14 protein-coding genes are annotated in these 13,564 nt (G+C 35.3%); 4 read left to right on the top strand and 10 right to left on the bottom strand.

Translation table 11 applies throughout. From position 1 onward, the window contains the following. Nucleotides 1–132: 132 nt before the first annotated feature. Nucleotides 133–1,482: a glycerol-3-phosphate transporter gene (gene glpT / locus AC0OM3_RS27335; protein WP_000466383.1), complete on the top strand. Its 1,350-nt coding sequence runs from the start codon at nt 133–135 to the stop codon at nt 1,480–1,482. A gap of 118 nt (nt 1,483–1,600) precedes the next feature. On the opposite strand, the gene AC0OM3_RS27330 is transcribed toward glpT, so the two are convergent. From AC0OM3_RS27330 to AC0OM3_RS27315, 4 genes are all read right to left on the bottom strand, one after another. Then, complete coding sequence (locus AC0OM3_RS27330) at nt 1,601–1,717, bottom strand: DUF4027 family protein (protein ID WP_000834733.1); 117 nt, start codon at nt 1,715–1,717, stop codon at nt 1,601–1,603. 202 nt (nt 1,718–1,919) lie between these two features. Further along, on the bottom strand, nt 1,920–2,342 hold the full coding sequence (locus AC0OM3_RS27325; protein WP_000277998.1) for a universal stress protein: 423 nt from the start codon (nt 2,340–2,342) through the stop codon (nt 1,920–1,922). A 65-nt stretch (nt 2,343–2,407) separates the two neighbouring features. After that, complete coding sequence (locus tag AC0OM3_RS27320) at nt 2,408–3,859, bottom strand: SulP family inorganic anion transporter (RefSeq protein WP_000487913.1); 1,452 nt, start codon at nt 3,857–3,859, stop codon at nt 2,408–2,410. 156 nt (nt 3,860–4,015) lie between these two features. Then, entirely contained in the window at nt 4,016–5,263 is a 1,248-nt protein-coding gene (locus tag AC0OM3_RS27315; RefSeq protein WP_000738852.1) for a cell wall-binding repeat-containing protein, read from the bottom strand. A gap of 175 nt (nt 5,264–5,438) precedes the next feature. Between AC0OM3_RS27315 and AC0OM3_RS27310 the strand changes: the two genes are divergently transcribed. After that, entirely contained in the window at nt 5,439–6,116 is a 678-nt protein-coding gene (locus AC0OM3_RS27310; RefSeq protein WP_000565479.1) for a response regulator transcription factor, read from the top strand. Between the two features lie 11 nt (nt 6,117–6,127). Next, nucleotides 6,128–7,519, top strand: a complete 1,392-nt coding sequence (locus AC0OM3_RS27305) for a sensor histidine kinase (RefSeq protein ID WP_000822564.1) — start codon at nt 6,128–6,130, stop codon at nt 7,517–7,519. Nucleotides 7,520–7,532: 13 nt separating this feature from the next. Here the strand turns inward: AC0OM3_RS27305 and AC0OM3_RS27300 are convergent, their stop codons facing one another. Further along, entirely contained in the window at nt 7,533–8,054 is a 522-nt protein-coding gene (locus AC0OM3_RS27300) for a dihydrofolate reductase family protein (protein WP_000085765.1), read from the bottom strand. A gap of 75 nt (nt 8,055–8,129) precedes the next feature. Between AC0OM3_RS27300 and AC0OM3_RS27295 the strand changes: the two genes are divergently transcribed. Further along, complete coding sequence (locus AC0OM3_RS27295; protein ID WP_116777393.1) at nt 8,130–9,116, top strand: helix-turn-helix transcriptional regulator; 987 nt, start codon at nt 8,130–8,132, stop codon at nt 9,114–9,116. 38 nt (nt 9,117–9,154) lie between these two features. Here the strand turns inward: AC0OM3_RS27295 and AC0OM3_RS27290 are convergent, their stop codons facing one another. The 5 genes from AC0OM3_RS27290 to AC0OM3_RS27270 form a co-directional block, all read right to left on the bottom strand. Further along, entirely contained in the window at nt 9,155–10,576 is a 1,422-nt protein-coding gene (locus AC0OM3_RS27290; protein WP_061883776.1) for a DUF4367 domain-containing protein, read from the bottom strand. Further along, nucleotides 10,542–11,099, bottom strand: coding sequence for an RNA polymerase sigma factor (locus tag AC0OM3_RS27285; RefSeq protein WP_074593783.1), 558 nt, complete (start codon nt 11,097–11,099; stop codon nt 10,542–10,544). The genes AC0OM3_RS27290 and AC0OM3_RS27285 overlap by 35 nt, the downstream gene beginning before the upstream one ends. A gap of 179 nt (nt 11,100–11,278) precedes the next feature. Continuing rightward, nucleotides 11,279–11,713, bottom strand: coding sequence for an HIT family protein (locus AC0OM3_RS27280; RefSeq protein ID WP_061883775.1), 435 nt, complete (start codon nt 11,711–11,713; stop codon nt 11,279–11,281). A gap of 63 nt (nt 11,714–11,776) precedes the next feature. Next, entirely contained in the window at nt 11,777–12,154 is a 378-nt protein-coding gene (locus AC0OM3_RS27275; protein WP_000778819.1) for an OsmC family protein, read from the bottom strand. Next, nucleotides 12,129–13,556: an amino acid permease gene (locus AC0OM3_RS27270; RefSeq protein WP_001187097.1), complete on the bottom strand. Its 1,428-nt coding sequence runs from the start codon at nt 13,554–13,556 to the stop codon at nt 12,129–12,131. Before AC0OM3_RS27270 ends, AC0OM3_RS27275 begins: the two co-directional genes overlap by 26 nt. Between the last annotated feature and the right edge of the window lie 8 nt (nt 13,557–13,564).

The raw sequence follows: 13,564 nt of genomic DNA, 5'->3' as shown, positions 1-13,564 counted from the left end.
ATATTGACAGTCACGGAGAAACGGAGTACACGGCTATGAATCATAAAAAAGGAAACTTTTTTATATTTCATGGCCTTTTTATGTTCTCTGTCTTAAAACGCTTCGAATTAATTAGGGGAGGATTTTCATTTTATGTTTTTCACACAATTATTTAAACCTGCGCCCCACGCGGAACGCTTACCAGCTGATCGCGTTGATAGCGAATACCGTAAATTACGTTTACAAGTATTCTTAGGTATCTTCATCGGTTATGCAGGTTACTACTTTGTTCGAAAAAACTTTTCACTAGCAATGCCATACTTAATCGAGCAAGGCTTTAGTAAAGGGGAACTTGGGGTTATCCTTTCAGCAGTTTCTATCGCTTACGGATTAAGTAAATTTCTTATGGGTATCGTATCCGATCGTTGTAATCCTCGCTACTTTTTAGCAGCTGGGCTATTTTTATCAGGTATCATTAATATTATTTTCGGCTCATTTTCTTTCATTACAACGAGCATTATACTTATGTTTGTACTTCAGTTTTTAAATGGATGGGTACAAGGTATGGGATGGCCTCCTTGTGGTCGTACGATGGTTCACTGGTTCTCTATTAGCGAACGTGGTACAAAAATGTCTATTTGGAACGTCGCTCATAATGTTGGCGGAGCGCTTATGCCTTCCCTTGTAACATTAGGCTTATACTTCTTCGCAGATGACTGGAAAAGTATTTTTTACTTCCCAGGTATTCTTTCAATTTTAGTTGGTATTTATGTATTAATTACGATGAAAGATACGCCTCAATCTTGTGGACTACCTTCTATTGAAGAACATACTGGGGAATATCCACCAGATGAAAAAGTAAAAGATCGCGAACGCGAGCTTTCAGTAAAGGAAATTTTGTTTAAATATGTATTAAACAATAAGTTTTTATGGTACATCGCTATTGCGAACGTTTTCGTATATTTCGTACGTTACGGCGTTGTAGACTGGGCTCCTACTTATTTAGTAGAAGAAAAAAGCTTTACTCATAGTAGCTCACGTACTGCTTACGCTCTATATGAATGGGCTGGTATTCCAGGTACACTTCTTTGCGGATGGATGAGTGATAAACTATTTAAAGGACGTCGTGCACCTGCTGGTATTTTATTTATGGTTGGTGTATTTATCGCAGTTCTTGTTTACTGGTTAAACCCTCCTGGTAATCCAATGGTTGATAGTATCGCACTTGTCGCAATTGGATTTTTAATTTACGGACCGGTTATGTTAATTGGTCTACACGCTCTAGATTTAGCACCAAAGAAAGCTGCTGGAACTGCAGCAGGCTTAACTGGATTCTTCGGTTACTTAGGCGGAGCTGCTTTCGCTAGTGCAGCTATGGGCTTTATCGTAGATGCATTCGGATGGGATGGTGGATTCATCTTATTACTCGCATCTTGCGTACTTGCAATGTTCTTCCTTGCTCTTACTTTAAAGACAGGGTCAGTAAAATCAAAACAAGCTTAAATAACATATAACAAGCATAAAAATAGCTCTTAGCATCTACATACATGCTAAGAGCTATTTTTTATTTTCATTGCTGTTCCTACTAATAATAACAACCAATTCCTTCCCTACTCTAATATTAAAAGATTTGATGAAACACCTTTATTAAAACAGCTAACGTAACAGATGCAGCAAATCCCCCTAGACAAATTAAACTTACCCCTTGACTATATGACAAATTTTGAAATGATTTCATTGCTTCCATCCTCCCTATCTCCCCTTTGATACTTTTATTTTACCAATGGGAAAAATTTCATAACATCGATTTCTCTAACAACTAACTTACAAATTTGTAAGTTAACATCTTTTCAACTTATATATCTAGTATTTCCACAAATAAGAGTCATTTATACATAAAAAAGACCTCAGTTATACTAAGGTCTTCGTTACATTCTATTTCATTTTATAATCATCACCGGACATTTCACTCGTTTTGCTATTTTATGACTTACACTTCCAAGCACCATTTCTTGCAATGTATTTAATCCTCTACTTCCAGCGATAACAAGATCTATATCTCCTGTATTTACATATTGAACAATCGTATCTCCAGGATCACCATGTAATATCGTAATTGTATAAGAAATGTTCTCTTTCTTTAATAAACCTTCAATCTCTTTTAATTTATCTTTTCGACTAGCTGATATTGTTTCTAAATCTGTTTGACCTTGTATAATATCTGATTTTGCCGTTCTATTATCTACTACGTACACAACTTCAACATTTGTTTCTTCGCTACATTTCGCAATATATGTTGCATGCTCCGCTGCTCGAAGTGCATGTTCAGAACCGTCACATGCTAATATAATTTGTTTGTACATATGCTGAATCCCCTTTTCGTTATCCTACTCGTATTATATAATAAAGCCCCCTAAAAAGGAGGCTTTTAACTAGCAATTCTTTTATTATAAGTAGCTAAATTTGCAACAAGTTTTGAGCTACGTTCATTTAATCCCGTTATACTCACTTTCACACCACTTTGTTCATACTTCATGATAACTTTATCAATTGATGCCACTGCTGAATCATCCCATACATGCGCATGAGTAAAGTTCATCTCAATTTCTTTCACATCTTCATTAAATGAAAAAGCATTTATAAAATCTGCCGTAGACGCAAAGAAAAGTTGACCGTGAATTTCGTATATTTTCTTATTTTCAATATATAAATGTTTCACGTGAATCTTTGCCATATTGAATGCAAATAATACGGCACTAATTACTGTCCCAATGACTACGCCTAACCCTAAATTGTGGGTAATAAGAACGACTACTACTGTTACGATCATAACGAATGCATTCCCTTTTGGTACTTTATGAATCGTTGTTACAGAGTTCCAATCAAATGTTCCGATCGAAACCATAATCATAACTGCAACTAATGCTGCCATCGGAATATGAACAACATAATCACCTAAAACGAATAGTAATACAATTAAAAACCCGCCCGCTATAAACGTCGATAATCGTCCGCGTCCACCTGATTTAATATTAATAACAGATTGACCAATCATTGCACAACCTGCCATTCCTCCGAAGAAACCAGCAACAACGTTTGCGATCCCTTGTCCACGTGCCTCTTTATGCTTATTACTTTCCGTATGCGTCATATCATCTAAAACTGAAGCTGTTAATAAAGACTCTAGTAAACCAATGATTGCAAGCATAACTGCATAAGGTAAAATAATCCCTAATGTTTCTAATGTAAATGGCACATCAGGAATACTAAAGAACGGTAATTCTTTCGGTAGGCTTCCCATATCCCCTACTGTTTTCAACTGTAATCCGCTCATAAGTGCAATACTCGTCACAATAATAATTGAAATAAGCGTAGAAGGTACAGCCGTTGTAATACGTGGAAATAAATATATAATTGCAAGTCCTAATACAACGAGTGCATACATTTGCCAAGTTGCATTTTTAAAATGCGGTAATTGCGCTGTAAAAACTAAAATTCCAAGTGAATTTAAAAAACCACTCATAACAGATTTCGGAACAAACTTCATAAATGAGCTCAGTTTGAACACGCCAAAAATAATTTGGACGATACCTGTTAATATTGTTGTAGCAAATAAATATTGCAAACCATGATCTTTAACAAGCGTTACCATTAATAATGCCATTGCACCTGTTGCAGCTGAAATCATTCCAGTTCTTCCGCCAACAAATGAAATGGTAACCGCAATACAAAAGGCTGCGTATAGTCCAACTGTCGGATCCACGCCTGCAATAACAGAGAAGGCTATCGCTTCAGGGATTAATGCTAAAGCAACGACAATTCCTGATAACACGTCCCCTCTCACATTAGAAAACCAGTCATTTTTTATCGTTTGAAACAAAATACCACTCCTCTACTCCTTTATAATTTGATTTTCTCCATAAGAAAATCTAGCCGACTGCACGAAAGCTATTATATAACGAGTAGAAGATTTTTTGCTATGTAAAAGTTTCCTAAAGAAAAAGACGCTACCTCAGTAGCGCCTTTACTCCTTTTATTAATGCCCATCATGCCCTTGACCACTTTCTTGCACAATCTCTAATCTCTCATCTAATATTCCTTGTGTTTCGAATGAAATATCACTCGTACTGCCTAATAAGAAGCCGTGATTATACGGTCCAAGTGTTGGGTCATCTTTAAACTTCGGCTGAATACTTGCAAGGAAGTCATACACTGGTTGTGAAGCTTTTCCTTCCTCTAAAAAGATAACAGGGGCATGTTTACCCATATGTGAAAATGGTGCCCCAGCAACTGCTAAATCTGGTGTTTTGCTTGAAACAAATGATAAACCGTGACCAGGTTTTATGAATCCCCAGCCAAATTTTGTTTTTTCATCTTTAAACTTCGCAAATGCGATAGAATTTTCTGTTGGATTCTCACCGCTAATACGCGTTACTTTCCCGTATTTGCTTAACTCTTTTTCTACTTCTTTTGAAACAATTTTTTCTGGTCCTAGTAAATATATATTTGCTTTATCTTTTCTCATCTTTAATGCCTCTATTGTCGCTTCTGGCACTTTATCCTTTTCTGTATACAGTAGTGGTTCCGGCATATGAGAAATCCAGTTTACAGCGGGTGTTGTATATAAACGTCCTTCTTCTTCAGACGAACCGATAATAACACTATTTGGGTAGCTTCCTGTTATATCGGTGTATTCTTTATCCACATCTTTAGCGAATATAGCTGGATCCGTTTCCTTTATTTGCTTTACTTTATAATCTTTTAATTGTGCAAGCGTGCTAGCACCTACATCCCCCATTACCATAATTTGTGTTCCATCTTTCGTTCCGAGCGGATTTAGCCGTTTTATTTCTTTTAACGTCATTTCGGGTACCTTTTCTTTTTCTATAAATAAAATCGGCCCGTTATTCGGATGATGAATAAGGTCCGCGCTCGCAATGCCTAATTGCCACTCGCTTGCTGGTACTAAAATAACAGCACCTGGCTGGTTCTCTTTATGGGTTGCTGGCCATATCGTTTGCGAAGTTAACACTGCCATTTGCAGGGGATCATTTGTATTTAACCTCGTCACATTTTTTAGACTTGTCGTTAATAAATCATTCGATGCCCCTTGGTTCATTTCTTTCGGCGCAGTTACTTCCTGAACCATTTTCATTTCCTTTTGCTCTGTTTTCTTCTCTTTTGTAGCTTCATGGTTTTTATGGTCTGTATTCGTTTGTCCACATGCAGCAAGACCCACTGCTGTAATTATTGTTATCCCAAAAATTCGGGTCATTTTTTTCACTATACCGCCTCCGCATTAATCATTTTTGAGCCAATATGATTACCTAAAATGTAATTTCAACTCCACAATAACAAGCAATTCTGAAGAAATTATGCAGACGCATCATAATCTGCACCATTTCTTCATGATTTTGCATTACACTTTAAGTAACGATTATAAATATGGAGGGCTCTCTATGATTGATATACTGCTCGTAGACGATGAACCGAGAATGCTTGAATTATTAACGCTTTATCTTACCCCAATTGGATATAACTGCGTATGTGCGACTTCAGGAGAAGAAGCTATTTTACATATAGAAAATCGAAACTTTAAATTTGTTTTACTCGATATTATGATGCCAAAGATGGACGGATGGGAAACGTGCAAAAAAATCCGATCTTTTAGTAACATTCCTATTATTATGGTTACAGCTCGTGATCAAACAGTAGATGTCGTTCAAGGATTAAAACTTGGAGCCGATGATTACGTAACGAAACCTTTCCATGAGGAGGAACTTTTCGCAAGAATTGAAGCTGTTTTAAGACGTACAAATGAACATAAACAAATCCAATATCACGGTATTGTATGGGATGAAACAAAACACTTCGTTTCTGTCCATAATGAAGAACTCCTTCTCACACCAATTGAATTTTCTTTACTCGGATTATTTTTACGCCATGTGAACTACGTATTAAACCGTGATCAGCTCATCGAACGAATTTGGGGGTTAAACACAAATACAGAAGATCGCACAGTCGATTCACATATTCGTAATTTACGTGATAAATTACGAAAAGTAAATTTCCCTATTGATCACCATTTAAAAACAGTTTATGGAGTCGGGTATCGGTGGATTGATACTTTAGATTAAGGAGCAAAACGATGAAGCGAATATCTATTCAACTCGGATTTTATTTTTTAATTGTTACACTTTTAATCGAAAGTGTTCTATTTGTCTTGCTTTATTATAGCCTTGTCAACAATAGAGTAAATGAAGAAATGACAGCTTTATTAAAGCGCGGAAATAGTCACAGAGATGTGCTTGAAAAGTATTTTGATAAGCAAACAATCTCCCATGTTGCACTAATGGAATCCGAAGCCGAAACGACTGTTGTTATTACAAATGCAAATAAGGATGTACTAGCTAAATCCAACGAAATAAATACTACTATAAAAAAGCATATTAAAAAGATGCAAACACGGACAGATCATGAAGGCGCAATTATAGAGAATCATTGGAAAACATCTAATTATATATGTACAGTTAGTCCCATTGTAGTAGATGGAAAACATGAAGGCTATGTGTACATGTTTCTTGGGACAGAATCCATTGAAGAGATGGTGAATGGGCTAACAAGACAATTCATTATTGCCGGCGTCATTACGTTTCTATTAACAGCCATCACTATCTTTCTCTTATCACGGTTGTTAACAAAACCATTGTTACACATGAAACATGCCACTGAAAAAATGAGTAAAGGCGATTTATCAGTTTCGTTAACGACTACTCGAAATGATGAAATTGGTGAACTAGCATCATCTATTCAAACGCTTGCTAATGATTTACATTATATGAAAACAGAGCGAAGTGAATTTCTAGCAAGTGTTGCTCACGAATTACGAACACCATTAACATACGTAAGAGGTTACGCTGACATTGCTTTAAAAGAAAGCACACCCCCAGAGCAACGTTTGCGATATTTATCTATTATAAAAGATGAGTCTGATTACATTACAAACTTAGTTCAAGATTTATTTTCACTTGCACAAATGGAACAGCATAACTTTTCTATTCAAGTAAAGGAAGTGCATTTACACACCTTCCTTACTCGCATAGCTAAAAAAGTGAACGCCATATATAAAGAAAGATACATTAAAGTTTCTTTCTCTTGTCCTCCTACACTGCTAGTAAACTTAGATGAACAGCGATTTGAACAAGTGATAATAAACATTTTAAATAACGCTTATAGACATTCAAAAGAACATTCTCATATAAATATTTCTGTTACAAAAGAACATAAACGTATTTCCATTACAATTGAAGATGAAGGCGAAGGTATTCCGCCTGAAGACCTCCCTCACATTTTCGACCGTTTTTATCGAGTTGATAAAGCAAGATCACGAGCTACAGGTGGAACTGGTTTAGGACTATCTATCGTAAAAGAAATTGTAGAACTACACGGCGGGAATATTAGTGTAACGAGCGAAGTTAATCACGGGTCTTGCTTTATCATTTCATTAGCATCTATACAAAAACACGACTACCATCAGTAGTCGTGTTTCTTTATCATTTAACTTTATAATATAAATTTACAAATTGTCCAAAACGTTTCGTATCCGTTAAAGTTAAATTGATTTCCGGGTTCTTGTCTTGAAATAACGGAACTCCAGAACCTAATATATGCGGTGTAATCGTAACGATATATTCATCAATTAGATTATTCTTAAAGAACTCTCTTAGTAGACCCCCTCCACCGACCATCCATATTTTAGATCCTTCTTGCTCTTTCAACCTTTTCGTAAACTCCACTACATCTTCATTTACAAACTCCACGTGTTCGTTTGAACCTTTTTCTGAGTTAGAAAAAACATAACATTTTTTATCTAAATACGGGAATGGTTCTATATGCTCTACTACATAATCGTACGTTCTTTTTCCCATAATTATTGTATCAATCGTTTCGTACATTTCTGTATAACCGTTATCTCCCTCCCCTTCGGTTTCCATTAACCACTGTAAATCATCATCTTCTTTCGCAATATATCCATCTAAGCTCGCCGCAATAAATAAAACTATTTCACGTGACATATTTTTTCCTCCTTACATCTCATCTTGATAACATTATGCTGTAAACAATATACTAACAATAAAACACGACAATTTATGTCATGTTTAAAAAGAAAAAAGGTGATACATTTGTCAAAAGCTAAACGCTTATTAGATATTCTTATATTTGCTTCTGCGAAAAAAGCATTTACAGCGCAAGAAATAGCTGATGAATTTAATATTTCTGTTCGTACTGTCCATAGATACATTTTAGATTTAAGTGATATGGGATTACCCATTTACGCTGAACAAGGTCGTAACGGAGGTTATAAAGTATTAACGAATAAAGTCATTCCCCCTATCTTATTTACGGAAGAAGAAGCAGTCTCCATCTTTTTTGCTTTTCAATCTTTAAATTACTATCGAGACTTACCTTTTAACACAGAAATCAATTCCGTTACGCATAAACTGTATAGTTCTCTACAAAATGAGGCAAAAGCGAAAGTTGATAAAATACGTTCTTATATTGCTTTTTGGAATCCGAAGAGAACAATTGAGACACCACTTTTACACGAAGTATTAACCGCGGCTATTGAAAATAAAAATTTACACTTTCAATACGAATCTAAATCAAGGATCAAAACAAAACACGTTCATCCTATCGGTGTATATGCGCATGATGGTTTATGGTATTTACCTGCTTATGATTTTAATGTAGAAAAAACATTACTGTATCGCGTCGATCGTATTCTTTCTATATTATCAACGGAAGAAAATGAAGATACATTCATGAATTTAGAAGAGTGGTTTGCCTCTAACTCTCACGTAGTACATAATCCTACTCAGTTACATGTTTTACTGTCAACAGAAGGCGTACGCCAATGTAAAAGCGTGCCTTACCTTGAAGAATTCGTTGTAACAAACGAAAACGGGACAGGATATATACATTCAACAATTGATAAAGGAGAAATCGATTTTATTACCCCTTTATTTTATAGACTCGGAAAAGATGCAAAAGTTTTAGAACCGATAGAATTGATAGATGGTTTACGTATGCGTGCGAAAGAAGTTTTACATATGTATGGAGACGAAAAAAGCTGCTAAATATAAGCAGCTTTTTAATCTAGTTGTTTTTATTATGTTTACGATTGACGAATATCAAACCACCAACGATTTTTCGAATTCATATTTTCAGTGTCACCAATCCCTCTGTAATTGAAAGCATCCAAAAAGATTGAATCTAATTTATCTTCATCTACAAAATAACCTAAATTAACTTTTACCGTTTCTCCTGGTGTGATACTGCCAATATTGTAAAAGCTTTTTCCATCTCCATGAGGCTCTAAATAATCAACTTCGCCTGTCATAATATTTTTTTCTGCGATTCCATCTTTCCCAGCATACTGCCATGCATTTCCTTTATCTTCAAGAACTTTTATAGATGGAGTCATATAGATTTCTTCTGTCGCCTGTTTACCTATATTTTTCACTGTTGTTGTCAGGTAGACAAATTTAGGATGAATTAATTTTGATTCTACTAATTGATCAATTGAATCTTTACCATTTCCAATTTTATATTTATCCCTTCTATATGGTATCAATTGTCCAGCTTGATCCAAAGCTTGATTCCTGCTTAGTATTCCTAAGCCCATTTCATTAAAGTTCTCTTGTTTAAAATCTTTGATTGAATCAAAGGCTTCAACTTTTTCTATCACATATTCAATTTGACTGTTATCCATAGATATCGTTACTGGAACCTTTTGCCCTATATGAAATAGTCGTTTGCTATCCTTCTTCAAAGGAATTACCTTAGTTGTTTTACTTTCTTGGCTAAAATACTTTTTATCATAATCGCTTATATATGATGCCTTTTCTTTTGACGTAGGCTCAAGTGAAATGTTCCCTAACACATCCACCATTTGTTCTTCGTTTACATCGTTTCCAATATAACTTTGTAACATGATCCCCTCTTTCTCAAAAAAGAGAAAGACCTCTCTGTTAAACGCTAAATTATTGTTTCCATTTTCTTTATTAACAATCACTGCTTTCTTACCATTTATCTCTTTCTCTTCGTAGCTTTTTGAGTACAGCGTTTTAAAATTCGAATCTTTTCCTACTCTCCAAAGAATGAAAGAAAATCCACCCTTTGCATAGTTATCTTTAAATGAATATTTCATAGCAGAGTCATCAATTGCTTCCATATTTTCTGGCAATTTACCAACCTTCAACTTATACCACTGATCACTCTTTTTCGAATCCTTATTTGTTAAGGAAACATTTACTTCATAATTTTGTTTTTGAACGATCATATTATAGACTTTCACTGCTCCAAAAACGGTTGTCGGCATGCCGATCAATAAGCAAGCAGCAGCGATTAACATACGATGTCTTTTACACTTTTTCAGCGGTTGTCCATCTTGCAGCTTCATTTCCTCCATAAACAATTTCTTTTTGCGCGTATATGTATGTGAAAATTCATGTTGTTCTTCAAGTTTATCAAAATCATCTAAAGCAATTTTTTCAGCAAGTTCATATATTTCTTTGGAGTTCTTTGAATTCGTCATGTTGTATACCTCCTATCATATTTTGGACTCGTTTTCGAGCGCGTTCAAACTGCTTGCGGACATTTGCCTCCGTTATCCCCATAACACTTGAAATTTCTTGATACGTTAAGTTATAGAAGACTTTGTACTTAAACACCTGTCTGTTAGATTCATTTAACTCTTTTAGCAATGCATCAATTTGAAGCTCAGACATTTTACGTTTTTCCCACTCTTCAATATTTTCATCTACTGCCTCTACTGATTCTCTTTCATATTCTTCTAAAAATGTTTCATGTCGTTTATTTTTCCGGTAACTATCAATTGTCTTGTTTTTCGCGACCCTCAAAATGTAACGTTTAAGCTCTTGAGTAGCCAAGTTATGGAGCTTTTCCAAGTTCTTATAAAGAGTAATAAACGTCTCTTGAACTGCATCTTCTGCCTGCTGAATATTATTTAAAATAGAATAAGCTACGTAATAAATTTTTTGTTCGTACAACTCGTATAGCTCTTCCATCTTTTCATAATCGTTGTTTGTAACTTTCATATAATTCCTCCTCTCACTCTATATAACGAATGAGCCATATACTTTGTGACACTACAAAATCTATTTATAAATAAAATTTAATAATAAAATAAACAAAAGCCCAATTTCTCTATTTTAACTGAGAAATTGGGCTTTTTAATATTAGAATTTTCTTGACTGTTTCCCTAGGAATATCCCTCTTACGCCTTTTCAGTAAGCAGCATATGCTCTATCGCTTCTTTTAACAAATTCTTTGTCTCTTCCAAGTTATGATTCTTCTTTTCCTCTGGTTGCACCGTATAAAACTCAGCAAATGAGCGCTCTTTATATCTTGGTACGACATGCATGTGATAATGTGTTAACTCGTTAAATACTCCACCATTTTGACAAACTGTAACTCCGTCAGGTTTATATACTATCTTAATCGCTTTTGCAATAAGCTTAGAAGCATCCATAATGGATTTTGCTACAACGTCATCTAATTCGTCTACTTCTACAACATGCTGCTTTGGCACAATTAAAGTATGTCCTGGGTAGAAAGGCGCATGATCTAAAAAGCAAGTTACATAATCATCTTCATATACTTTATATATTTTTTCCTCTTCGTTTGCTAATTTACAACCTAAACAGTCCACTACACTTTCCCCTCTTTCTAAAAACATAAAAACGTGAGAATACGGCTCTCACGTTTTTATGTTTCACTTTATTAGCTCAATTGTTTCCGTAACCTTTATACTATCTTTTACAGATTGAACAATCGTACAATTTTTCACTGCAAGCTGCAGCGCCTTGTCCAGCTGCTCTTCTGTAATGTTTTCTGCTTTAATTTTATAGTGCAAATGAACACTTTCAACTGGCTTCGATAAAGCTTCACTTCTACCAATTTCAGTTTCGATTGTAAACGTATCATATGTAATACGTTTCTTTTCTAAAATCGTTCGAAAGACAATTGCACTACACCCTGCGATAGAAGAAACGAGTAATTGTAACGGTGAATACCCGTTTTCTTTTCCAATCGCTAATTGATCATACGATAAATCTGCTTCTATATCATCGTGTTTGATTGTTAGTTTCATTTGTTTTTTCCATCTCCACTTTCATCGGTTTCTGCCGTTTCTTACTAATATAATAATATATATAGCAGAAAATGATAAATGGAATACCACAGTATAACGCCATTCTTTGTTCAGGAATAAATGCTAAACTAATAACAACGATACTATTTGTAATTAAAGCTAAAATTGGAACAATTGGGTATAGTGGTGTTCTATACTTTAAGTCCTCTAACTTTCCTCCGCCTTTTATATACTGACTTCTAAAGCGAAGTTGCGATAGAGCAATAATGATCCAACTTGAAACAGCTGATAAACCAGCTATAGATAATAAGTACATGTATACTGTATCTTCTGCAAGGAAACTTGTGAATAAAGAAAGACCTGCTACCGCAATCGTTACGACTAGCGCTGTAATTGGAATACCACGCTTATTTACTTTCTGGAAGGAAGTTGGTGCCATTCCCTCATTTGCAAGTGACCATAGTATACGTGTCGCTGCATATAATCCAGAGTTCGCTACAGATAATAACGCAGTAATAATAACGAAGTTCATAATATCAGCTGCGTATGGAATACCAATTTTATCAAATACGACTACGAATGGACTTTCAATTACGCCTGCTTCTTTCCAAGAAATTAATCCTACTAAAATTGTCATCGTTAAAATGAAGAATAACATAATGCGCCATACTGTATTACGGATCGCACGTGGAATTGTTTTTTCTGGATTTTCACTTTCTCCCGCTGCAATTCCGATTAACTCTGTTCCTTGGAATGAGAAGTTAACTGTAATCATTGTAAGTAGTACGGCAGCTAGTCCATTCGGGAAAAGTCCACCATCGCTTACAAAGTTAGAGAAAAGAGGTGCTGCTTCTTTTCCGTCATATGATATAAATCCTAATAATGCACTACCACCAAGAACGACAAATGCAAGGATTGTAATTACTTTAATACTAGAAAACCAAAATTCTAATTCAGCATAACTTTTTGCCGAAATTGCGTTTGAAGCATATAAAATAACACCGAATACAAGGCACCATACCCAAACATCAACATTTGGAAACCATCTTTTCATCATTAAACCTATTGACGTTAATTCTAGACCCACTGTTACTGCCCAGCCAAGCCAGTATAACCAGCCAATCATAAAGCCCGTTCCTGGTCCAATAAACTTCGTTGCATACTTTTGGAAAGATCCTGAAACTGGCATCGCTACCGTTAACTCTCCAAGACAAAGCATTGTTAAATACATAATAAATCCGCCTACTAAATATGAAAGGATGGCTCCCCCTGGTCCAGCCTGATTAATAGTGTAACCTGAACCTAAGAAAAAACCAGTTCCGATTACACCACCAAGTGCGATCATAAATAAATGTCTACTCTTCATCGTGCGATGTAATTTCTCATTCGTTGGTTGCTGCATCTAAATCC

The organism is Bacillus sp. FAU20 (assembly GCF_056033865.1).
This window is presented reverse-complemented; position numbering and strand designations above follow the sequence as displayed.

What these genes read in the sequence shown, in the direction of transcription:
- glpT (WP_000466383.1), top strand. Translation starts at nt 133, where the DNA reads ATGTTTTTCACACAATTATTTAAACCTGCGCCCCACGCGGAACGCTTA.
- AC0OM3_RS27330 (WP_000834733.1), bottom strand. Translation starts at nt 1,717, where the DNA reads ATGAAATCATTTCAAAATTTGTCATATAGTCAAGGGGTAAGTTTAATT.
- AC0OM3_RS27325 (WP_000277998.1), bottom strand. Translation starts at nt 2,342, where the DNA reads ATGTACAAACAAATTATATTAGCATGTGACGGTTCTGAACATGCACTT.
- AC0OM3_RS27310 (WP_000565479.1), top strand. Translation starts at nt 5,439, where the DNA reads ATGATTGATATACTGCTCGTAGACGATGAACCGAGAATGCTTGAATTA.
- AC0OM3_RS27305 (WP_000822564.1), top strand. Translation starts at nt 6,128, where the DNA reads ATGAAGCGAATATCTATTCAACTCGGATTTTATTTTTTAATTGTTACA.
- AC0OM3_RS27300 (WP_000085765.1), bottom strand. Translation starts at nt 8,054, where the DNA reads ATGTCACGTGAAATAGTTTTATTTATTGCGGCGAGCTTAGATGGATAT.
- AC0OM3_RS27295 (WP_116777393.1), top strand. Translation starts at nt 8,130, where the DNA reads ATGTCATGTTTAAAAAGAAAAAAGGTGATACATTTGTCAAAAGCTAAA.
- AC0OM3_RS27290 (WP_061883776.1), bottom strand. Translation starts at nt 10,576, where the DNA reads ATGACGAATTCAAAGAACTCCAAAGAAATATATGAACTTGCTGAAAAA.
- AC0OM3_RS27285 (WP_074593783.1), bottom strand. Translation starts at nt 11,099, where the DNA reads ATGAAAGTTACAAACAACGATTATGAAAAGATGGAAGAGCTATACGAG.
- AC0OM3_RS27275 (WP_000778819.1), bottom strand. Translation starts at nt 12,154, where the DNA reads ATGAAACTAACAATCAAACACGATGATATAGAAGCAGATTTATCGTAT.
- AC0OM3_RS27270 (WP_001187097.1), bottom strand. Translation starts at nt 13,556, where the DNA reads ATGCAGCAACCAACGAATGAGAAATTACATCGCACGATGAAGAGTAGA.